The organism is Enterococcus hulanensis (assembly GCF_005405485.1).
Lineage (GTDB): Bacteria > Bacillota > Bacilli > Lactobacillales > Enterococcaceae > Enterococcus_A > Enterococcus_A hulanensis.
On sequence record NZ_BJED01000008.1, the window covers coordinates 128,530 to 151,062 of the forward strand.

The following is a 22,533-nucleotide window of genomic DNA, read 5'->3' on the forward strand; positions in this document are numbered from 1 at the left end:
TTCACAAAAAATAGTAGTTGATAAAAAATGCTATCACACTGAATGCAATAAGACTCAAAACAGCGGCCGTATATAATAAAGCATTTGCGGTTAAAATATCTTTGGGTTCTGCTGAACGTAACGGCATCCCGATAGTCGGTTTATAAATCTCTATGCCGTGATAAAGGTGTGTTCCTCCTAGTTGAATCCCTAGGGCTCCTGCCACGACGGCTTCTGGATAACCGCTGTTGGGACTTTTATGATTTCGACAATCTTTTTTTCCGACCGTCCACGCATTAGCAGTATTGAGCTGCAACAATTTGGCGGCGCCCAGTAAATACAACCAAGTCAAACGAGCGGGAATAAAATTCCATAGATCATCCATTTTTGCTGAAAACCAGCCGATTGCTCGATACTTTGGAGTTACATAACCCACCATCGAATCAAGTGTATTCACAGCTTTGTACATCATCGCCAAAGTTGGTCCTCCGATGAATAGGCAAAGCAACGGGGCGATCACCCCATCACTAGTGTTTTCGGCAACTGTTTCAATCGTTGCTTTAGTAATTTCTTCTTTCGTTAACTCATTCGTATCTCTGCCAACAATCATCGCCACCTGCTTACGAGCATTTTCTAAACTGTCATGCACCAATTTTTGATAAACTTTTTTTCCTTCTATTGATAGGCTTTTAGTTGCCAACGTTGTGTAAGCCAAATAGACATAACAGAACCTCCCCAAGAAAGGATGGACCAAGTAGCCTAACCGTAAAATTGAGTAAGTAATGAGTCCCGATCCTAAAACAGTGACCAGCCACAAAAGGATGCCCCAGCGAAATCTCTCTTTTTCATTTTTAGTTTGAATGAATTTTTGCTGAAACCAGGCAATAAAATTGCCAATGACTTTGATCGGATGCGGCCAGTTGTAAGGATCACCAATCAGCAGATCTAATAAAAATGCAATAACAATCAAACCAATCATGAGCCCTCCCTCACTTGCTGCAATAGATTCTGTAAAAAATATTCGCTTTGATAGAAATGAAGATGCAGATAACTGCCAAATGTATTTTTCTTTTGATAACCGCCAGTCCAGTTTTTTACCACTTCTCCATCTCGTTTTTTGGTCATTTTTAACACTGTTGCTTCTTTAGTGTTAAAGATCGAATGATGAAATTCATGACCCACCACAGTCGTGCCTTTTTTACCGATGAGCGTATCTTCTTTAATCTCGCCATAACAGTAGCCAAATTTTCTCAACCCCGCGGTCATTTCACTGATCCCATCAAAAATTCCTACCATTGGATAAAGCTGCTCATCTTTTTTGAATGAGGAGCCTAGATACATCAATCCTCCGCACTCTGCTAATATGAATGCGCCCTGCTCATGCTTTTCTTTAATACTTTTTCGTATCAGATTATTTTCAGCAAGCTGCAGCGCAAATTCTTCAGGATTACCACCGCCAAAATAATATAAATCAGCATCGGGAAGTTGATGACCCCTCATTGGACTAAAGGAAATGAGCTCCACTCCGTGCGCAGCCAACAGCTCAAGATTATCTTGATAATAAAAGTGAAATGCTTCATCTAGTGCATAGGCCACCTTGAGTTCAGAAAACTGCGGATATTTTGACTGCTTATATGACACTTCTTCTTCTGGTAATTTTTCTATTAAACTCTGAGAATCAAATGTCTTTTCCAAAGATTCTGCAACTTGCTGGATTTTTTCAGTGACATCATCGATTTCTCTATCAGGTACTAATCCTAGCTGTCTAGAAGGAAGTTCTATTCCTGCTTCACGCTTCAAATAGCCGAAAACTGGAATATTCGTATACGTCTCGACTGCTTTTTTAATTAATTGATAATGGGTTTCGGAGGCAACTTTGTTAATAATCACTCCGCAAATCATGAGATCGGGATCAAAATCAGCAAATCCCTTTACTACAGCGGCGACTGAGGTTGAAGCCGACTGTCCATTGACCACTAACAACACTGGACAGTTCAATTGTTTTGCTACTCCTGCGCTAGAACAAAAATCTTTATCTACACCTAATCCATCAAAAAGCCCCATTACTCCTTCAATCACACAAATATCTGCATGTTGGGCTTCCTTTTCAAATAAGGCCCGCAGCCGTGTCTGATCCTGAACTAAAAACATATCTAGATTACGCGAAGGTTTTCCTGTTATTCGAGTATGGTATTGTGTATCGACATAATCTGGTCCGACTTTATAAGGCTGAATTTGATACCCTTGATTCTGTAAAAGCTTCATCAAACCAAGTGTTATCGTCGTTTTTCCTGAGCCGCTGGAAACTGCGGCGACCATCAGCTTCTTCATCGTTTCCCCTCACTTCTTTCAGCTGTACGCCTTGATAACAGCTTTGATGGTCACTCACTTTTGAATAGCAGCGATTAAGTTCGGATCGCTGAATAGCTGTCAAAACTGTGTCGATTTCTTCTTGAGTTTCAACCATTATCCCGATTACAGAACCGCTATGCGCAACGTTGACACCCAACCACTGATGTTGACGTTGAAGCTTTAGTAATTCTGAAAAATAAGGCTTAGGTAAAATTTTTTGATTCAATATAGCACTTTGAATCGCTGCTTCCCCAAGCAGTTTTACAGATCGTTCCTTTACAGCTTTCGCGTAATGAAGATAAACTTTTTCAAATTGTGTACGTTGCTGATAGAATAAACGATCAGTTTCTTTTGAATGAAAGGCTTCTGTTGTAACGGTTTTTTTCGGTTCCAAAACAACTACATAAAAATGCGGTGCCCAACCACTTTCCTCTCTAACCAGACCATCCTTTTGTTCAAATAGGGTGAGAGTCGGGAAAAGTATGCTGTCAGTTCGTTCGATTGCCAGACAAATTTCTATGATCTCTTCCATTGATATCGTTTTTCCATGAAAAGCTGCAACAGCCTGACAGGTAGCTGCGATGTCTGCTGTACTACTCGCCATCCCTTTAGCTACCGGCAATTCTGAATCAATCGATAGTGAAATGTTCTTACTATCTGTATCGGGAAGATCAAAGTGAACCAAGGTTCTTTGTAAAGCCTCTTTAGCTTTTGAGTGACTATGCTCAAAAGAACTTCCTGGAGAAATAGTCACGTTGGAAAAGCGATCAATGCCGTAACTGACTAATTTTTGCGAATCACCAAGCCATCCTTGAATTAGTTCGCCGCATGAGCCGGGACAAGAAGCTGTCACTCGCATAAAATCGCCCCCAATGCTTCTAGTAATAATTGGTTTTCCGCTCTAGATTTAACCGCGATTCGATAATATTTTTGGGTCAATCCCTTAAAGCTGCTGCAATTTCGAATCAAAATATTCTTCTGAATCATTTTTTCTTGCAGACACCCCTCACCTAAATAACGAAAGAAAAGAAAATTCGTTTGGCTGGGAAATAGTTCCAGCTCTTTAAACGTGGATAAACCTTTTTCTAAAAAGAGACGTTCCTTTACAATGTAGTGTTGACTCTCTTCTATAAATTGTGTTTCCTTCAATGCCTGCTGACCGGCTAAATCAGCAAATGTATTGATATGCCACGGAATCGTCTTTTTGTTTATTTCTGCTAAAACCGTCGAGTTGCTTGTCAGCAAATAACCTAATCGTAATCCTGGAATCGCAAACATTTTGGTCAGTGAGCGAAAAATGAATAAGTTCTGATATTCTTTGATTGCTGAAACAAGTGAATGTTCCTCTTTCGTAAAATCTACAAACGCTTCGTCAACGATTAAACTCATTTCGTTTTCTCGGCAAAAGGTTAACAGCTCATCTAATTCGGATTGCTTTAATAATTGTCCTGTTGGATTATTGGGATTACAAAGACAAATTCCCGTAACTTTCTGCTTTCTCGCTGTTTGAATGAATTCTGAAATCGACCATTGAAAATTTCGCTGCTCCAAATTGAAGTAGCAAAATTCTGTATTTTGTTGACTAAAGGCCTCCTCATATTCCATGAAAGTTGGTGCAAGCAGCAGCATTTTCTCTAATCTCAAGGTGCGTCCCAGCATAAAAATCGCTTCAGCTGCCCCGTTTGCTGGATAAACATACGTCTCTGGAATTTCATGAAACGTTGCGATCGTTTGAATCAACGAGCGATAACGAATATCTGGATAATGAATTAAATCCTCAATGCTGCTAGTTAAAACTTGCTTGATTTCCTCTGGAATGCCTAGTGGATTGATGTTTGCACTAAAATCAATCAACTGCTGTTTGTCCTTTTGATAAATTTCACTAATTTCTTGAATATTGCCTCCATGCTTAGCTGCCATATCAACGACTCCGATTTTTAATTATTTTAAAAAAATTGCTTCTTTATATTTTGAGGGAATGCCGAGAATCACGACCTCAGACAAACATAAATTAACGACAGTTGCCAAAGTTAATGGAACAAACAACATGAAGACAACCGGTCCCATGATTGGATACAGCAACAATAAATCAAGCGGTACATTAATTGTGTAGCCAACTAACATTGAAACGACTGAAGCGACAACTTTATTCTTTGAGAGTTTTCTGCGTGTCCAGCTGTAAAAAAACATACAGGCTGCCATCAATACCGCAATAATTAAGTGGATCGGCAAGGTATTAGGAAAGCCGGATAATAAAGCAGAGATCATGTGACCGAAAAAGCCTAAAAAAGCACCTGCTGCTGGTCCTAGAATAATCGCGCCGATAAATGCCGGAAATGAATCTAATGCGATCGAACCTAAAATTTTGATATTTGCGCCAATTACACAGAGAGCCAGTAGAATTGCCAGTGTTGCCAACTTCTTTGTTGAATACTTCATCATAAATTCCCTCCTAAAAAATAAACACGACGAGTCCAAAAAAGATGGGCTCGCCGCGTTTTTAATTTGTCTAAATTTCTTAATAGACCGTCAGCAAAATAATCTTCCCGATCCAATTATTTTTTAATCCCTAAACAAGGTATCCTGACTTCGCTTCATCCTACTCTCCTGCCTTCCCGTTAAGTGGCAATCTAGATTTCGTCTGCTTATACAGTAGAAAGGGGCTGCTGAGGATTCTCACCTCATTCCCTTGTCCAGTTATTAATTATTCGGTTTTTATTATTATAGCAAACGTTTACAGTGCGGCTTCGCCTTTACAAGCAACACAGCCACATTGTGTTATCTTTTATTGCGAGAGGACAAAATATTACTATGATGACGCTTCAGTTTTAGTTGCCTTCATCCTACTCTCCTGCCTTCTTGTTAAGTGGCAATCTAGATTTCGTCTGCTTATACAGTAGAAAGGGGCTGTTGAGGATTCTCACCTCATTCCCATTCATTGAATGCGTTTTCTTAAATACTAAGTGACCGATCGCTAAAAAACTATTCAATCCAATCAGCTCAGCCAAAATTTGTTATTTCTTGCAAAAACAAAGCAAGATATTGTTATTGTATCTGCTGGTGTGCTTAGAAGTGTTGATTTATCAACCATCTGATTCGCTTACAGCAAAATATTTCATTCACAATCGTTCTTTTTCCATCACCAGCCATCTTGTCTTTTTTTTTGAAAGAAAATAAGATAGAAGAAAAGACCATTAGGAGCAGACGATGGATAAAAAGAAATCTTCTCAAAATTTGATCTTGATCATCACTACCACGGTGTATTCATTTTCCAGTATGATTTCCGCTTTCTTTATGCTGGGAAGTCAATCGCTTATCTGGTTTTTCATTAGTGCTTTTTTCTACTTTATTCCCTATGCGTTGATCGTCGCGCAATATACTAAAAAATATGCCCATCGCTCTGGAGCAATCTATGATTGGTTAAAAGAATCGCTGTCGCCTAAAGCGGCTTTCACGACGGTTTTCCTTTGGTATAGCAGTTATTTTATTTGGATGATCAGTCTATTTATGAAACTCTTGATTCCGATATCGATTCTTCTTTTCGGAAAAGACATTACCGCCTCGATTAATTGGCTGGGAATCTCTCCGCAAATTTGGTTGGCTCTTTTATCAATTTTGGCGGTATTGTTTATCACCTGGATGAATAAGCGCGGTTTTCAAGTTATTTTTAGATTTTTGCATATCAGCGGTTATGCTATGGTGGGGTTATTGATCCTTTCGATCATCGGCAACCTGCTGCTGATCATTAGAAATCCTGAACAAGTGGCAGAAAATATCAGTCACAGTATTTCAGTATCCAGTTTTTTCCAAGAATCATCGAGCCGTCTGCTGTCGCAGCTGCCATTCTTCATTTTCTCAATCACGGCATTTGGTGGTTTAGATACTATAGCCAGTCTGGCCGATAAGACCAAAAAAAGCCGCACGAGATTTCCCCGCGCGGTGATTATCAGCTCTTTTGTTGTCTTGCTGCTGTATGTCAGCGGAATTATTCTTTGGAGCTGTGCGAACAATATCGAAGGTTTGCGAAATACGACTTCCCTTCATCTAGGTAATCTCATGTATGGGGTAATGGAACAGCTGGCTAAAACTTTAGCGGCGAGCTTCCAGCTTTCCGCCAGTCATAGTTATTTATTAACGCAGCTTTTTATTCGCTATACGGCCTTGACGATGGGACTGGCATACTTAAGTCTGCTAAGTTCGATCAGTTATGGTCCTTTGAAAAGTTTGCTCAAAAGTACGCCTAAAATCTTTTGGCCAAAGTTTTCAGCGCTTAATAAAAACCAGATGCCAGAGAATGCACTCTGGATTCAAGCGATCCTTATCTCGTTATTTATTGGTTTGCTCTCTTTTAGCAACACCTTCTTAGCGGAATTGTTCAATCAACTGACTTATATGACAAATGTTTCGCGGGCGATTCCTTACTTTATCGTTGCGGCGAGCTTTCCATTCTCTTTGAGGAAGAAGGTTATTCAAAAGGAATCGTTGATTATTAAGAATAACTCTCTGAATTATCTATTCTCTATTAGTGTGTGCCTGTGTATTTTTGTGGCGATCGCTTTTCAAATTTACGAGCCGTTGAAATTGGGCAATTACTTGAACTTTTCTACATTGCTTTTAGGGCCGGTATTCTTTGGTGTCCTTTCACACTTCATCTATTTTCATTTGGAACAAAAGAAGGCAGTGCTAAGTCTTTCTGAACAAAATAATGAACAGCGTTAGGGTAAATTAGGAAACAAAGGAGTTAAGCCGATGTATCCAATTCTAATTGATATCAAGCAGTTTTCGATTCTAGTAGTCGGTGGTGGAAAGATCGCCACTAGAAAGGTCTGCGGATTAATTGAAGCAGGTGCAAAGCCTACTGTTATTTCGCCAAATTTTTCCGATACCTTACTGAATGCCAAAAAAAGTGGGTCTGTCGTATTACGTGAGCGCTCCTTTCAATATGGAGATACCAAGAGCTTTCAAATCATTTTTATCTGCACGAATAACAAAGCGGTTAATCAGGCGATCTTAAATGAGACTACTCCTCGTCAACTCGTAAACGATACGACAAATCAGTACAACAGCAACTTCTTCAACATGGCCTTGATCAAAGAAAAGGACTTTGGCATTGCTTTAACGACTAAGGGGAAAAATCCTGCGAAAACCAAACTTCTAAAGCAGAAACTTCGCAGCTTGTTAAAAGGTATTTCTTTAGATTAAAAAAACGCTTGGATGCAAGATTCCGATTTAGGAAAAGTCGCATCCAAGCGTTTTTTAGTTCAGCCCATTAACAAAGCGGGCAACTGCATGAGTAACAAAAACTTCTTTATCTTTTTGGTACTGCTCATGGCTGGCATAAGCATTTAAGAACGCAAAGCCGATCATACTTGAAAAGATCAATTCCGCGGTTTCTTTCGGATCGCTGATCTCAATGATCTTCTTTTCCTCCATCTTAATTAAGTAGTCTTGGATTACCTGTATAAAGGAGGTAGGGATTTTTTGGATATACGGCAGTGTTTCTTGATAAATTTCTTGTGCCCGCAGTCCAATGGAAAAACGAACGATTTCTGGTGTCACCTGTTCAAAATATTCTTCCATGATCATGGACAGATCTTTTGCAAGTTCCCATTGAAATCGATCAAAAATATCCTTGCTTACAGTGGGAGTCCAATCAGCTTCTTTTAAAGTCGTCAGTAATAATTCCTTTTTGGTGCCAAATTGGCGGAACACTGTCGCCTCATTCACCTGCGCTTTTCTTGCTATATCCTTCGTGGTCATGTCTCTGTAACCTTTTTCTACGATCAAGCTTTTGGTCGCTGCCATGATATTGGTTCGGGTGTTTTTCATTTTACTTTTCTTTACTCCTTTGTAAGGCTGGCAATCGCCACGCTTCCTCCGCGAATCACCTCAAATTCCTTTGAAATGGACTGAAGTTCGTCGAGCAATTTATTATTCAGCCCTTCAGTGTTGCTGCTTTCGATCAGCAGTTCATTTGCCGTGCGATCAGTAATCTCAAAGGATACACGCTTTTGCAGATTTATTAGTTTAGAATCGAGCGCTTCATAGTACTTGAGTTTTACATACATCACTTCTTTTGCATGAATCGGAATGTTGCTGTAATCGATCACTTGAATCACTTCAATCATGTTGCTCAATTGATGTTTGACTTGTTCAAACGTTCGATTATCGCTGTAAAGACTAATTGTCATGCGAGAGGTATCCGCAGATTCCGTTTCACCAACTGTCAAACTATTTAAATTATACAATTTTCCCGAGAATAAACCAGCGACTCTTGCCAAAACTCCTATTTCATTTTCGACATAGACACTCAACCATTTCTGTTCGATTTTATTCATAAACAATCATTTCCTTTAAGCTATGACCTGGGGCAACGATCGGCATGACTTTTTGTTCAGTTGCTAACATAAATTCCAATACAAAGGTTCTATCCTTCATTTGCTTGGCTCGAAGAAAGGCCTCATCGATTTGTTCTTCACTCGTGATTCTCAGCCCATCCGCACCGTAACTGTGAGCCAACGCTAAGAAGTCAGGAATATATTGTTTATCATCTTCCTTTAGCATGGTGTAGGAATAACACTTTTCATAAAACATCTCCTGCCACTGCCGGACATTTCCTAAGCAGCTATTATTGAAAATACAGATGATGATTGGGATTTTTTCTATCATTACAGTGGCAAGCTCCTGCAGATTCATTTGAAAGCCGCCATCTCCGGTAATCGTTAAGACAGCTTTTTGGGGATTTCCCAGCTTTGCGCCGATCGCGGCGGGAAATCCGAAGCCCATTGTCCCTAAGCCTCCTGAAGTCAGCAGTTGTCTATCTTTCGTCACTTCTAAAAATTGCGTGGTCCAAAGCTGATTTTGTCCTACGTCAGTGACTACGATCGCATCAGAAAAATGTTCATTGATTTTCTTTATGATTTTCTCTGGGGTCAAGCCAGCCTCTTCCATATGAAGCGGAAAAGCTGTAGCCAGTTTTTTAATCTCCTGCAGCCAGTTGTTTTGACACTTCGTAATTGATAGAGTCGTAATCCTAGGCAGCACCTCTTTAATATCGCCAACAAGCTCCACACAGGCATCGATATTTTTGTTGATTGTAGCAGGATCAATATCTAGATGAATTATTTTGGCAGAAGGACAGAAGGTTGCCGCATTTCCCGTCACTCGATCATTTAAACGAGTTCCCAATGCCAAGATCGCATCACTTTTGGTAAGTGCTTGATTTGCCGCATAGCTGCCGTGAATCCCGACATTGCCCACATAATTAGCGTGGTCGCTGGGCAAGGCACCTTTTCCCATAATCGTAGACACAACCATAATTTTCGTCTTTTCAACAAACGCCAGTAACTCTTCGTAAGCCTTTCCACGATGAACTCCGCCGCCAATCAATACAATTGGTTTTTCAGCATGATTCAAAATATCGGCCGCTTCTTTTATTTTTTCAGTTGGAATGTGTTGCTTTTTTTGTCCGCCGCGAATTTCAACTGTTTCTGGATAGCTTTCTGAACCAAGTTCTTGCTGAATATTTTTAGGGATGTCCACCACTACGACACCAGGCTTTCCTGACTGCGCAATCACAAAAGCCTTTTTTAAAATCATTCCTAAATCTGCTCTCTTCTTAACAGTCACCGCATATTTGGCAATCGAACGACTAATTCCTACCATATCGACCTCTTGAAAAGCGTCCTTTCCAATCAAATGGGTCGACACCTGTCCTGTAATGCAAACTAATGGAGAAGAATCATATCCTGCCGTAGCAATTCCCGTGATCAAGTTGGTGGCTCCCGGTCCGCTTGTCACCATACAGACGCCAACTTTTCCTGTAGAACGAGCATAACCGTCCGCCGCGTGGATCAGTCCCTGCTCGTGTCGCGGCAATACTACTCGAAACTCCTCTCTTTGATAAAGTGCATCAAACAAATCAATCGCCTGTCCTCCTGGATAAGCAAAACAGACTTCAACCTGCTCTTTTACAAGTGACTTAACAACCAATTCAGCTCCCGAAATCATTTTTTCCGCCTCCTAATTATGCAAGTATTGACTTGCGTTTTACAGAAAGGCCAGATGGATTGTCAAGCGTTTTCAAAAGAAAAAGACCGTTCACTCGAAACGATCTTCTTTCGGATTACCATTTTTCTAAATTCGTCGCCATTTCCCAAAATGCGTATTCCATTTTACTGCTGATTACAAAAGCTTCAATCATTTGCTGCTGTTCTTTTGCTGACGCTTCTTGGTAGAGTCGATCTAACAGCGCGCGCTCTTTTTTGATTCCTTCAGCTGCGGCTTCCCCTGCATAAGTCTCGATCCATCGCTGGTATAACGGATGAGGTGAGCCTGTCTCGATCAAACGAACTCCTATTTCTTGATAAAGCCAAGCGCAAGGGAGCATTCCGGCATAAGCCGTCTTGAATGTGCCGTCGATCAGCTGACGATACATATGAGAGACATAATTATAGGCGGTTGGTGCGACTGGAGTTGCTAGGATTTCTTCTTCCGTGATGTTTAGTTCAGTAAAGAATTCCTCGCGAATCGCCAATTCACCCAGCTTAAGGTTTTCCGCATTTTCCTGTAGCTGTGCTTGTACTTCTTTGTCATCCGTTTGTTCGGCAATATAGCTGTAAAGCTTGCTGAAATGCTCAAGGTAATAGCGGTCTTGCAGCAAGTAATAACGAAATATCTCTGGTGCCAAATCTCCGGCGGCCAACGATTGGACAAAGGGATGTTCAAAGCTGCCTTCCCAAAATACCGCTGCTTCTTTTCGTGCCAAGTCTGTAAATGTCATGCATGTTCTCCTTCTCTGTTAAAAATTTGAGTTCCTTCCATAAAAACAACTGCGGCCAACAACCTTCCCTAACGCAACATAAAAAACCCCCTCTTTTACGAATGAAAAGGAGGCTCCTATGTTGGAAAAAGCATACATAAGAAAACCCGACCGCAAATAAGCGATCGGGTGCAAATTTCTAAAACATCACACATTCCCTGCGTCAGTTCTAACTGTTTCAGGTTCAATGGGTATAATCTCAGCTCTAAAAGCACCCCTAGTGTCATTCAATTACTAAAAGTATAGCATACCTTTTTAGAAAAAACGATTCCATTTAAGGTATTTCAACAACTAGTCGAAGATTTTTGATTCTTTTACAAGCACTGCACTGGGAGTTAACGTTGCTTCCGCGATTGACTTTCCGGTATTTTTTAAGTACGCCTTCACTAGCTGATAGCCGATAGTATAGCCGGCATTTCTCGAAAGTCCGACTGGCTGATATCCCTGCTCTCTTGCTACTTCATCACCATACATATAAGCTGAAACTTGATCAAACCCGCGCGCTTCACGCCCATCCTTCATTACTTCGATCGTATATTCCAGCTCCTCCTCATCGTACTCCTGCACCCACGGACCGCGATGCTCGATACCATAAAGCTCCTCAGCGAAAACTTCTGCCAAGCCTTCGATCACTAAATAATCCTCGACACTCACATCTCCATGATTAAATGGTTCATAAGTAAAGCGAACATTATGATTGAATTCGTGTGCTAAGGCGGACTTCAAGCACGTACGATTAAAATCGTTCGGCACAACAATCAATAGCATGTATCCGGGTATCCCGCCAAATCCGCTATACCCTTCACTCGCCATCAATACCTTATTTTCCGGATCGCCCAATAAAATATCTACAATGAATTCATTTACTGGAATTTGATAGCCGATTTCACTGAAGAGCTGCGCGCTTTCGACAATAACTTCACTGCACTCATTGAAAATATTGGTTTTGCTTAACGTTTCTACTTTGGACTCAATTAACTCGATGCTTTTTCGCGGTGTCCAGATGCCCAGCATTTCCGAAGCCATCACCACGTCATAGCCTCCAGGTGTTTTAGGCGTGAGCGGCGCATTCAAATAACGCCACATCCCTTCAAGCGGCCGCATCAGCTCATAACGAAAAGCCTGCTCATCCACTGTTTCCTGCAGACACTTTCTGTAAAAAGACAGTGAATCCACGATCGTAACTTTCAACTCATTCATTTTGAACCCCTCCTTGCTTTTTATCATAATGGTTGACGTTGCGTGAAGGTCAAGAAAAAGATAGCAATTATCTAAATCGGGTTTCGCAACTATATTTGCAAACGTTTTATAATTATGTTAGCATTTATATAAAGAGGTGATCTAATGGAAACCGAATTGACGATTGAGGAAATAAAAAAGGGCTATTCAAAAAAGGGCGAATTTCTTTTTCAATGTCTGTATTGTGATCAAACGTTTGATGATCGTTTCGTCTATCCCATCAGCGGCTCAAACAGCCAGTTAGCCCGAGCTGAAGGCGCGATGATCTATCATCTAAAACACCAGCATGACGGACCGTTTGATGCTTTATTGAATTTAGATAAAAATCAAAGCGGCTTAAGCGATACCCAGAAAAAGTTTTTAGCGTTGTTTTCCAAAGGAATCGACGATCAGGAAATAGCGGATCAGCTAAATATCACGACTTCTGCTGTGAGAAATCACCGCTTCAAATTTAGGGAAAAGAAACGCCAAGCCAAAATCCTCTTGGCATTGTTAGAGTCGATCGAGGAAAAAGAACAGGATGAATTTACTGCAAACTCATTGATTGATTCAGACGAACGATTCATTTCAAGCAAGAAAGAAAGAGAAAAAGTCTTTGATACTTTTCTTGATGAAAATGGAAAAGCCGTTCAGATTCCCAAAAAGGAAAAAAAGCGGATCATTTTGCTGCAAAGGCTGGCTGAAAACTTTGCTCCTGAGAAGCAATATACCGAAAAACAAGTGAATGAGATTATCTCAGAAATGTTTGATGATTTCGTGACGATCAGACGCTATCTCATTGAGTATGGGATATTGGGTCGAACGGTGGATGGGACGACTTATTGGAAGATCTAGCGCGTTGAAAGTAGCAAGTGAAATGGTACTACCGATGAAAGTCGATCACCTGCAGGTTACGGTGAAAGACGTCAATGAAGTGGAAGCTTTTTATGATGGCTTAATGGATGCTTTAGGGTTTGATTTAAGCAAGAAAATCAAGGTTTACTTGGAAGAATTGGATATGCATGTCATCGAATATCTCGACCGCACTTATGATTTTGGAATCTGTTCTGCGTTACAACAATACGAAGACGAAACGATTCATAGAAGAAAACCCGGTGCGATCCACCACATTGCCTTTAGAGCCGCATCCAGAGATGAAGTCGATCGAATTTATCAAAAGGTCTTGTCACTGGGCGCTGAAATTTTGGATGCGCCGCAAATTTTTCCCCAGCATGGCCCTAATTACTATGCCCTTTTCTTTAACGATCCGGACGGAATCAAGTATGAGATCGTGAATAATGACGATCACTGTTCGTAAAAAGCCAGCCGGATAGCACCGGCTGGCTTTTTATTCTCTAAATATCTCGACACCTTCCAACGCCTTTCGCAAATTGATCGCATCCCACGGAATATGTTCACCGATACTAAAGCCGACGATCTCCGTTTTCTTGGCAACGTCGCCGATTATTCGAGCAATTTGCTCCAAGGTCATGGTTCCAACAGGAGCGGGAAACTGCTCGACCGCTAAGTAAGGCTTCGCCGGTTTCGTCGAGCGAAAATCCTGCGGCGACAATACATCTAAATCAAAATGGATGGCCAGCTGTTTGAACTGATTTTGACAAATCCAGTCGATCAGCGGCTGGCTATCATTGGCCAATTCTTCAGGCGTCAGGTAATTCATGTTCAACTCATCGACTTGATGATCGCACGGCCGCAGCTCTTGATACTTTAATCCAGCCAGCAGCACTTGTTCTACTTTGAAAGGATGCTGAACTTTTTCTGCGAAGCTCGGCGCGCCCTGCCCCAAAAGATTACCCAGCACCATCATATGTCCCCGCGTACTATCATTGATCGTCGACATATCGGAGTGCGCATCCAGCCAAAGTATCCCCAGCGAATCCGGATACCGTCCATGCAAATAGTCAAAAGGCGCTTGGGATATCGAACAATCTCCACCCAAAGTAATGACCTTATCTGGCCGCTTTTCTTCTAAAACCTTCGCAGCTTCTGCTAATTGCTTTAACAGGCCGCTTTCACCTAGGACGCCATTTTCAAGTGGCAGTTCTTGGGAAAGAGTCTCATCCACTGTAACGCGGACCGTTTCAGCCTTGGCACTTGGCGGTACGATGTGACTCAGTAATTCAGAACCGAAAACATAATTTGGATCATTTCCCCCTTGCCATTGAGGAAAGACCAATCTGAGGGTTTTGCTCATCGAAACTTCCTCCTTCATTGCTGATTTCTTTTTCCAGTACTTCTTATCCTCAGTATACTAGCCTCTAACCCTCAGAAGCAATCGCGGCATAAAAAAAGAGACTAGCAATCTAGTCCCAATTCTTCGTGTACATATAAAAACATTTCGTCATTTTCATCGATCAGCTTATAAAAATAGTTAAGCTGTTCATCTTTTCTGGCTGCAACGAAGGCTTCTTGCAGGTCCATACATTTTTGAATCGCGTAAATCCAAATATCGGCGATAAATTCATCACACATCTTTTGATGGATGATGCTTAAATTAAAAGTATTCACTGACATATTCCTCCACCTCCTGTCTTTCCTGCTCTGACCGAAAGATGATGACTAACCCTTTAGAATCTGCCGTCAATACCATATTGATGTCCTTGATCTCACTACCGTGTTTCAGCGCATAATAATATAACTGGTCCACACTCCAGCCCTGCGCAGCCAGTGTAACCATTGCCAAACATAATTTATCTACTTTTGCCTCTGCTTCTGGTGTTGCATACACCATCATGGGTGCATAGCAACAGATATTTCTCAATCGATCCATCACGATCATCCCCCTTTAAGTATAACAAAATTAGTTGACTTAAATTGGAAGATTCGCTCCAACTACTTTTAAAAAATAAAAGAAAATTCAGCGGGCTTACTCTCCGTTGAGCTTTTGGCTTTTAAATAATAATCCCTCTAAACGATTCTTTTTATTTATATTTTTTGCTGCATTCAAATCAAGCTTCTGTGCTAGCGGAGCAACCGAAAAATCTCCTGCTGAATCAGCAGGAGATTGTGTTTTCGATCAGTTGACTACTTTTCTTTAGATACTCTCCAGTGATCGTGCCGCTTACTAATAAATCTTCCGGCACACCGGTGAAAACGACATTGCCGCCCTTCACGCCGCCGTCCGGTCCAATATCAATGACCCAATCGGCCTGCTTGATGATCTCGCTGTGGTGCTCGATGATGATCAAAGTATTTCCCTTATCCACCATCCGTTGGAACAATCCATTCAGCTTCTTGATATCTGAGAGATGCAGTCCGGTGGTCGGTTCATCGAGTACAAAAACAGATTCCTTTTGCGTGATCGCTTTGGTCAACTTCAGGCGCTGACGTTCACCGCCCGAAAGTGTCGTCAGATTTCGACCAAGGGGTAAATAGGTCAAGCCGGTATCAATCATCGCCTGCAGCTTCTCGTTCATTTTCTTACTGCTGATCTCTTGATAGAAGTCCAGCAGCTCTTTTGGTGTCATGGCTAGAACATCTAAAATCGTACAGCCCATCAAACGATAACTCAAAGCTTCATCTGAAAAGCGCTGCCCTCCGCATGCTTCGCACTCATTGACGACTGGGTCCATAAAGACAAGTTCGACCGTTGTTTCCCCTTTACCATTGCAGATCGGACACGCACCTGTTGAATTGAAGCTGAACATACCGACGGGGACTTTATTTGCTTTGGCAAAGCTGCGCCGAATTTCATCATAGATCCCTAGATAAGTCGCTGGCGTTGCGCGGTTTGTTGCCTTGATCGGTGCCTGATTGATGATCGAGATTTCGTTAGGGAACTGTTCCGGCAGAACTTTAGTGATCAATGTCGATTTTCCTGAACCGGCTACACCAGTGACTACCGTTAAAACATGTTTAGGTATATCCACTGTCACATTTTTTAGATTATGCAGCGTGGCATCTTTGACCGTCATTTTTTCATGCCAGCTGCGAGGAGCTGTATTGATCGGCAGCGTCTGGCAAATTTCTTTTCCTGTCAGACTATCTGACCGAAGCAGTGCGGGATAATCTCCGCGGAAAATGATCTCGCCGCCCTTTTTACCGGCTGATGGTCCAATATCGATCACTTCATCAGCGATCGCAATCACATCAGGATCATGCTCCACAACAAAAACGGTATTTTCTTTGTCCCGAAGGTCCTGCAACAATCGATTGATCCGCGAAACATCCCTGGCGTGCATACCGGTACTCGGCTCATCAAAAATATAAAACATTCCGTTCAAGGCACTCCCCATATGTTTCACCAGTTTTACTCGCTGCGCTTCTCCTCCCGATAAGGTCGGCGTCTTCCGATCCAATTGTAAATAGTCCAACCCGATATCGATCAGCCGTTGGACTTGGCGCATGATTTCAGCGATCACCTCGTTCACTTCTGGGTAATGCAGCTCCTTTAAGAAGGTGAGAAGTTCGTGCATATCCATCGCTACGCAATCCGCGATCGAGCATCCGTTAATTTTCACTGACAAGGTTTCCTTATTTAGGCGGCGTCCTTCACAATCAGGACAAGGGGCTTCAACTAATAATTCCTTTAACTTTTCCTCATACATTTTGCTGCGTTCCGATAGGTCCCGCTTCAAAATGATCCGTTCATAATTTCGACAGATTCCTTCCAGCTTTGGATTGAGCGGCTTCGGCTCTTTTTCAGGATGGCCATAAATCAATTGATTCCATTGAGCAGTCGTAAGCTCCTTTAATGGTTGATCGTTGTCAAAAAAATCAGCGGCTGCATACTGTTTCCAATACCAATTTCCGACTGCATATCTGGTGTCCATGACCGCTCCTTGATTCCAAGATTTTTCCCGATCGATCAATTTAGCCAGATTGATTTGATTGACCCGCCCCAAGCCAGAACACGTCTGACACATTCCTTGCGGGTGATTGAATGAGAATTGACTGGCCGAGCCAATTTGCGGCCGCCCCACTCGCGAATACAATAATCGCAATAATGAATAGGTTTCGGTGATCGTTCCGACAGTGGAGCGTTGATTTCCGCCTAGCGGAGTTTGGTCAATCACGATCGATGGATTCAAATTTTCGATCCGCTCCGCTTTCGGTTTGAGGAACTTGGGCATCCGATTCCGTACGAATGCGGAATAATTCGCATTCATTTGCCGCTGCGCTTCTGCAGCGATCGTGTCAAAGACCAAACTGGACTTTCCTGAACCTGACACGCCTGTAAATACAATCAGCTGGTTCTTTTGAATCTCCAATGAAAGATCCTGCAAATTGTTTTGTGTGAGACCGATTAATCTTAATGGTTTCATCTGATTCCCCCCTTACCCATCCAGTCTAAAGTCTGCCGCAACTGGAGAGTCAAGCAGGTTTTAAAAATTCCCAGTCTTTTGAACCTCGGCTCGTCTATTAAGCATAATTAAGCTATAATTATAAACAGCTTATAAATACTTATTCAGTTAGGAGTGATCAGGTGAATCAGCAGGAACGAATGAACCGTATTTTAGCTGAGCTGGAAACAAGGCAATCTTTGAGTTTGAAGGATATTATGACGATTACTGATGCATCACGAGATACCGCCCGAAGAGATATTGTAAAGCTGACTGAGAAAAATGCAGTTGATCGTACGTATGGCGGGATTAGTCTGCCCCATTCGTTTAATCGTTTAGACGATTACTTAGATCGTGCAGCGGATTTAAACGACGAAAAAAATCGGCTTGCGAAAGCGGCCAGTCATTTACTCAAAAACGCTCAGTTAATCTATCTGGATGTTTCGACAACAGTGAGTTTTATCCCAAGACATCTTGATCCTAATGATCACCTGCTTGCAATAACTAATTCATTGGACATCGCCGATCAGCTCTTGAGAAACTCCCGCAGCAAAGTACGAATATTAGGCGGAAATATTGATCGAGAAAGTCGCAATGTGACTGGAACAAAGCCGCTAGCTGAATTGGATCATTACCTTTTTGATCTGGCCTTTATCAGTGCGGCGGGAATCGATTCCGCGGGGGTTTATTACGCCTTTGAAGAGGAGATCGAATTTAAGAAGAAACTGCGCGGACAAACAAAACAGTTGATCCTGTTGGTTGATGAAACAAAAATCAATTTACCCCACAATTATCGGGTGCTTCCTTTTGAGGAAATCGACACATTGATTTGCAACCAGAAGCTCCCTGCACAGTTGGAAGAAATATTAAAAGAAGCAAGTGTGACGATTATAAATACGAAGGAGAAATAAAATGACTACTACACTCTTATTTGATATCGATGGTACCTTGATGGACACCGAAGAGGTCATGGTGAAATCCCTACAGGCAACCTTGAAGGAACAAAAAAATCTGACGGTACCCACCCATGATCTGGATTTTATTCTCGGTATTCCTGGTAAAAAGGCGCTTGAAAAATTTAGTTCCTCTGAATCTGAGATTGCTTTTCTTCATGAATGCTGGGTAAAAAACGTCGAGCGCTTTTTAGATTACGCAGAAATATTTCCCGGCATTCGCGAACTACTTTCGGAGCTCAAGAAAATGGCTATTCCCTTAGGTGTGGTCACCTCCAAAACAAATCAATCAATGAAAACAGAGTTTGAGCCATATGGGTTAAGTGATTATTTTGCGACCGTCGTAACTGCATCGCATACCGAAAAACACAAACCCAATCCTGATCCTATCAATTTGGCTTTAGAACTATCCGGCGCGAAAAAGGCTCAAGCTATTTACATCGGCGACTCGATCTACGACATGCAGAGCGCTCATGCAGCAGGGATCGACTTCGCCTTAGCTAAATGGGGGGCGAAGGAAAATACCGAGTTTGCCCAAGCCGATATTATTTTGGCTGAACCAAACGACCTCTTGAAATATATCGAGCGTTGATCCAGCGCATCGTAACGCACGAAATTTTCAACAAAAACTAGTACTTAAGCTGGATGACCTTTTTGTCGCTTACTTTTATACTAAAAGTACGTCATATTTCGATTGAAAGGTAAGCTATGAAGAATTATCGAATTGGTTTTTCGCCCCTTGGATTATTAGCCGTTTGTCTAGTGATGGTTCCAAATCTATTATTTCTATTTGTTACACCGCCGATTGATGCACTGAACCACAACGAAGCGTCCTTCTGGCTCTGGAACCTGTTTGAAAACATTGGCCGTTTCGGCATGATGGCTTCGCTTTGCATCATTGTAAAGAAGATACCTATGCGTAAAAATCAAATGTTGAAGATCAGTGCTGTGATTTCACTGCTTAGTTATTTTGTTCTCTGGGGATTTTATTTTAATGGCATTGCTAATGGAGTAATGCTGACCGGCATGGCCGTCTTTCCATCGCTCTTTTTTCTGCTAATTGCTTGGAAATTACGAAATACATTGGCTTGCTCATTCACCTTGCTGTTTGCCCTCACGCATATTTTGATTACAGCCAGTAATTTTCTATTTTAATGCACAAAAAAACCAGCCCTTTTAATAAGTGAGCTGGTTTTGCTTTTATAAATAATTCGCTTTTTTTAATTCATCCTGAGCCGCTGGCAAATTCTTCTCATTGACGAGAACGATCGGTCCAGTACAGCCCATTCCGCTTTCCGCGTAAATATCGGCTTCCCATAAAACCTTCACCGCATCTTCTAATTCCATGATCTCGATCCCAGCAATCTCACTGGTCACGATCTCCTTGGCTGGCGGTTCGATTTCCTTCGTTTGTGCTGCGGGTGCCGCTGTCAGCTCACTGCAAATTTGTTTCAAACCTGCTTGATCGGCTTTTTGGTATTCGGTCTGACTGACTTTTCCCAGCTTACCTTTTGCTAATTCATACGCGTATTCCAGAGCATTCGCGATTACCGGTGCACCGCTGGCCCGCGAAATGATACAGATATTGCGATCATAATGACGACCGATCCCCGGACCATAGCCTGCACCCAAGGTCTCGTAATTTCCGCCGCTTGAATAAGCAGAAAATAACTTCATTAAAATGTTGCCGGTCAGACTATCACAGACTACGACGTCAACACTGCCTAGCAATAAATCATTGCCGCGCAGAACTTTCCCGCCATCTTCGCGTTGACTTTCGCCAAAAGCAAGCTCATAGCCATTTTCTTGCAGCGCAATTAATGAACGCTCGACTGTTTTGGCACCCTCGACATTTAGAATACCGATTGTCGGCTGTTTGATTCCGCAAGCTTTCGCTGCCACGAGTCCATTGATTGCATTCAATACCATCGCTTCATTGCGAGCTCCGCTGGTCGTCCCAGTCGTGGTCGCGATATACAGCTCACGTCCCAATGCGGGAGTGATGACCTTACCGACAGTAGAAACGCCGATTGGAAAATTATAATGTAGCGTCACACAGCCTTGGATTTCGCCGCTGTCCAACAGCTCTTCCATTAATTCAGCCGCTTCTTTTTGACAATCAGTGGTCGAATAATGTTCAAATTCTGCTGCCCACTCAACGTCGCTGCCGATCAAAACCAAATCAAAAAGATTCTTTTGCTTAATAGCAAACGCCGCCTGTTTCATTACATCAAGACCTAACTCGCTGCCATCAATGGTCAACCCGATCTTGATTTTCGCTTCCATTCGTCCAGTTTCCAAACTAGTTGCTAAATCCTCGAAAACTTTTTTGACTGTTTGTTTCACTTGATCAGACATTGCACTCACCTCTATTCCGCTGAAAGATTGGCAGCAAAGCTTCTCAAGGCTTGCGCAACTTCACGTTTCACCATTTCTTCTAGATCTTGCTGATTTTCTTCAGACACTTTTCCACTGTTTCGCTCAATCAAAATTGACACACCATCAAACAAATTGGTCATCCGTCCCAAGAATAAGGAACCTTTCCCAACGATCATGGCACGTTTTTTATCACCTGTAACTAAATCTTCTGCCGCGAAACCTAAATAAGGAATTCCGCTTGGAATGTGGCCCTGTGTTGGTGCCCAGCCTACTAGAGCCTTCTCATCGACAAAGGATTTCATATCTTTCTTTTCAATATCTTTACGCAGCACGCCAATAGCTCCAATCATTTTCAGATTAGCCAATGGCACGTCACCCGCTCCTGCCGGCTTCGTAATATCCGGATTTTGCATTTCAACCGAATACACGTCGATATCCTTAATCGTTAATTGAGCTTTTTCTAAAATACTAGCAATCAAAGCGGAAGTAACCGCCTGAGGACTTGAACCGCTGCCAACCTCATGTTTACCAGTAAGATCATGACGTAAAACTGGATGAACCCCGTCATTTTCACTGATTAAGGCCGCAAAACCACCTAAAACATCTTCTAAAATCGGGAAGCCCTTGCCTACGTGTGACTTGCCGTTCATTCCTAATTTAGCCGTTGCACCGCCAGCCACAAGGACGACATTTTTATGGGTCCCTGCTGCTACTAAAGAAGCTGCTGTGATCAAGGCATGTGTCGGCCCAGCACAAAAACTCCGAATATCCGACCCTGTCGCATGCTCACATCCGCATAATTCAGCGATTGATTTGGCGAAGTTCCCGCCACCGCGCTGATTCATGTCGCCGCAGGCTTCTTCACTGCATTCGATTACATAGTCAATTTCTTTGGGATCAAGCTGATGCTTGTCGATCAATTGGCGCAGAGCCAATACACCGCTAGCTTTCACCACCAAATTTTCCAGCATCACATGAGCATTCAAATTCACATCAATTTGATGAGCAGGACTTACACAACCAACCAATTGGTGCTCATAATACAAAGCCTCTGCATGATTTTCCGCAATATCCTTTTCGATCCAATCAAGCGGTTTGCCCTCTTTGATTTTCTCCACGTCGTCTTTAAACAAAGGATGATTGCTTAATGCTTCACGCACAGTTGCTGCAAAGCCTTCTTCCAAGTGAACCAATTCGAACACGTCAGCGATCTGCAGCAAACCATAAAACTCTAGCTCCGGCATAATTTCGCCGAACTTGCCTTCACGTTTGCCCTCAAATGTTTGATTGACCCATGGTTGAGGAATTTCCTTCAGCTCTTGATAACTTAAGTTCCCGATAAACGTTTGATTCGGTGCATAGTTAACCACTTCATCGTAACTGCGAATATTGTCATAAAGATTCGCTAAGTAAGGACTGTCTGGTGTCGTAATCTTTTCCATAGTTTGAGTTGTTCCATTATGTTCGATCATATCAGGCGTATGGACCAAGACATAACTTGCCCCTCGTAAAGTTGAATATTTCATAA

At 42.1% G+C, this 22,533-nt stretch carries 23 protein-coding genes and 2 riboswitches; of the genes, 7 read left to right on the top strand and 16 right to left on the bottom strand.

From position 1 onward, the window contains the following. Position 1: 1 nt before the first annotated feature. The 5 genes from cbiB to FFR60_RS10620 are packed head-to-tail and all read right to left on the bottom strand — an operon-like array spanning position 2 to position 4,773. On the bottom strand, positions 2-958 hold the full coding sequence (gene cbiB / locus FFR60_RS10600; RefSeq protein WP_137664133.1) for an adenosylcobinamide-phosphate synthase CbiB: 957 nt from the start codon (positions 956-958) through the stop codon (positions 2-4). Further along, the gene (locus tag FFR60_RS10605; RefSeq protein WP_137664134.1) at positions 955-2,310 is read right to left on the bottom strand and encodes a cobyrinic acid a,c-diamide synthase CobB; all 1,356 of its coding nucleotides are present in this window, start codon (positions 2,308-2,310) and stop codon (positions 955-957) included. The genes cbiB and FFR60_RS10605 overlap by 4 nt, the downstream gene beginning before the upstream one ends. Next, positions 2,201-3,190, bottom strand: coding sequence for a GHMP family kinase ATP-binding protein (locus tag FFR60_RS10610; RefSeq protein WP_137664135.1), 990 nt, complete (start codon positions 3,188-3,190; stop codon positions 2,201-2,203). Before FFR60_RS10610 ends, FFR60_RS10605 begins: the two co-directional genes overlap by 110 nt. Beyond that, positions 3,181-4,251 (bottom strand): threonine-phosphate decarboxylase CobD, encoded by a 1,071-nt coding sequence (cobD, locus tag FFR60_RS10615; RefSeq protein ID WP_137664136.1) that lies wholly within the window; start codon positions 4,249-4,251, stop codon positions 3,181-3,183. Before cobD ends, FFR60_RS10610 begins: the two co-directional genes overlap by 10 nt. Before the next feature lie 21 nt (positions 4,252-4,272). Further along, positions 4,273-4,773 carry an ECF transporter S component gene (locus FFR60_RS10620; RefSeq protein WP_088932315.1) on the bottom strand — a complete coding sequence of 167 codons (501 nt, stop codon included), beginning with the start codon at positions 4,771-4,773 and terminating at the stop codon, positions 4,273-4,275. Between the two features lie 114 nt (positions 4,774-4,887). Further along, positions 4,888-5,057, bottom strand: a riboswitch (cobalamin riboswitch). A gap of 481 nt (positions 5,058-5,538) precedes the next feature. Between FFR60_RS10620 and FFR60_RS10625 the strand changes: the two genes are divergently transcribed. Continuing rightward, a complete protein-coding gene (locus FFR60_RS10625; RefSeq protein ID WP_137664137.1) occupies positions 5,539-7,050 on the top strand; it encodes an amino acid permease in 1,512 nt (503 codons plus the stop codon). Between the two features lie 30 nt (positions 7,051-7,080). Beyond that, positions 7,081-7,533 (top strand): precorrin-2 dehydrogenase/sirohydrochlorin ferrochelatase family protein, encoded by a 453-nt coding sequence (locus tag FFR60_RS10630; protein ID WP_137664138.1) that lies wholly within the window; start codon positions 7,081-7,083, stop codon positions 7,531-7,533. A 54-nt stretch (positions 7,534-7,587) separates the two neighbouring features. Here the strand turns inward: FFR60_RS10630 and FFR60_RS10635 are convergent, their stop codons facing one another. From FFR60_RS10635 to FFR60_RS10655, 5 genes are all read right to left on the bottom strand, one after another. Next, on the bottom strand, positions 7,588-8,160 hold the full coding sequence (locus FFR60_RS10635; protein ID WP_137664139.1) for a TetR/AcrR family transcriptional regulator: 573 nt from the start codon (positions 8,158-8,160) through the stop codon (positions 7,588-7,590). 11 nt (positions 8,161-8,171) lie between these two features. Next, positions 8,172-8,669: an acetolactate synthase small subunit gene (gene ilvN, locus FFR60_RS10640; protein WP_137664140.1), complete on the bottom strand. Its 498-nt coding sequence runs from the start codon at positions 8,667-8,669 to the stop codon at positions 8,172-8,174. Beyond that, complete coding sequence (ilvB, locus tag FFR60_RS10645; RefSeq protein ID WP_137664141.1) at positions 8,662-10,341, bottom strand: biosynthetic-type acetolactate synthase large subunit; 1,680 nt, start codon at positions 10,339-10,341, stop codon at positions 8,662-8,664. Before ilvB ends, ilvN begins: the two co-directional genes overlap by 8 nt. Positions 10,342-10,456: 115 nt before the next feature. Beyond that, entirely contained in the window at positions 10,457-11,113 is a 657-nt protein-coding gene (gene tenA, locus FFR60_RS10650) for a thiaminase II (protein ID WP_137664142.1), read from the bottom strand. Positions 11,114-11,289: 176 nt separating this feature from the next. Beyond that, positions 11,290-11,381, bottom strand: a riboswitch (TPP riboswitch). Between the two features lie 62 nt (positions 11,382-11,443). Then, positions 11,444-12,352, bottom strand: a complete 909-nt coding sequence (locus tag FFR60_RS10655; protein WP_137664143.1) for a DUF2268 domain-containing putative Zn-dependent protease — start codon at positions 12,350-12,352, stop codon at positions 11,444-11,446. A 144-nt stretch (positions 12,353-12,496) separates the two neighbouring features. On the opposite strand from FFR60_RS10655, the gene FFR60_RS10660 reads away from it, so the two are divergent. Both FFR60_RS10660 and FFR60_RS10665 read left to right on the top strand, forming a co-directional pair. Then, positions 12,497-13,225: a DUF2087 domain-containing protein gene (locus FFR60_RS10660; RefSeq protein ID WP_137664144.1), complete on the top strand. Its 729-nt coding sequence runs from the start codon at positions 12,497-12,499 to the stop codon at positions 13,223-13,225. A 4-nt stretch (positions 13,226-13,229) separates the two neighbouring features. After that, positions 13,230-13,688 carry a VOC family protein gene (locus FFR60_RS10665; protein WP_249354985.1) on the top strand — a complete coding sequence of 153 codons (459 nt, stop codon included), beginning with the start codon at positions 13,230-13,232 and terminating at the stop codon, positions 13,686-13,688. A 30-nt stretch (positions 13,689-13,718) separates the two neighbouring features. Here the strand turns inward: FFR60_RS10665 and FFR60_RS10670 are convergent, their stop codons facing one another. The 4 genes from FFR60_RS10670 to FFR60_RS10685 form a co-directional block, all read right to left on the bottom strand. Further along, positions 13,719-14,585: an arginase family protein gene (locus FFR60_RS10670; RefSeq protein ID WP_137664145.1), complete on the bottom strand. Its 867-nt coding sequence runs from the start codon at positions 14,583-14,585 to the stop codon at positions 13,719-13,721. A gap of 101 nt (positions 14,586-14,686) precedes the next feature. Beyond that, positions 14,687-14,905, bottom strand: coding sequence for a hypothetical protein (locus tag FFR60_RS10675; RefSeq protein WP_137664146.1), 219 nt, complete (start codon positions 14,903-14,905; stop codon positions 14,687-14,689). Continuing rightward, positions 14,886-15,161, bottom strand: coding sequence for a hypothetical protein (locus FFR60_RS10680; RefSeq protein ID WP_171004912.1), 276 nt, complete (start codon positions 15,159-15,161; stop codon positions 14,886-14,888). The genes FFR60_RS10675 and FFR60_RS10680 overlap by 20 nt, the downstream gene beginning before the upstream one ends. 223 nt (positions 15,162-15,384) lie before the next feature. Further along, positions 15,385-17,655 (bottom strand): ATP-binding cassette domain-containing protein, encoded by a 2,271-nt coding sequence (locus FFR60_RS10685; RefSeq protein WP_137664147.1) that lies wholly within the window; start codon positions 17,653-17,655, stop codon positions 15,385-15,387. Between the two features lie 161 nt (positions 17,656-17,816). Between FFR60_RS10685 and FFR60_RS10690 the strand changes: the two genes are divergently transcribed. The 3 genes from FFR60_RS10690 (at position 17,817) to FFR60_RS10700 (ending at position 19,781) form a co-directional block, all read left to right on the top strand. Beyond that, a complete protein-coding gene (locus FFR60_RS10690) occupies positions 17,817-18,584 on the top strand; it encodes a DeoR/GlpR family DNA-binding transcription regulator (RefSeq protein WP_137664148.1) in 768 nt (255 codons plus the stop codon). Position 18,585: 1 nt separating this feature from the next. Continuing rightward, entirely contained in the window at positions 18,586-19,218 is a 633-nt protein-coding gene (locus FFR60_RS10695; protein WP_137664149.1) for an HAD family hydrolase, read from the top strand. A gap of 116 nt (positions 19,219-19,334) precedes the next feature. Continuing rightward, positions 19,335-19,781, top strand: coding sequence for a hypothetical protein (locus FFR60_RS10700; RefSeq protein WP_137664150.1), 447 nt, complete (start codon positions 19,335-19,337; stop codon positions 19,779-19,781). Between the two features lie 45 nt (positions 19,782-19,826). Here FFR60_RS10700 and grdD read toward each other — a convergent pair whose 3' ends face one another. After that, a complete protein-coding gene (gene grdD, locus FFR60_RS10705) occupies positions 19,827-20,984 on the bottom strand; it encodes a glycine/sarcosine/betaine reductase complex component C subunit alpha (protein WP_137664151.1) in 1,158 nt (385 codons plus the stop codon). 11 nt (positions 20,985-20,995) lie between these two features. Continuing rightward, positions 20,996-22,531, bottom strand: coding sequence for a glycine/sarcosine/betaine reductase complex component C subunit beta (grdC, locus tag FFR60_RS10710; protein WP_137664152.1), 1,536 nt, complete (start codon positions 22,529-22,531; stop codon positions 20,996-20,998). Positions 22,532-22,533 lie beyond the last annotated feature (2 nt).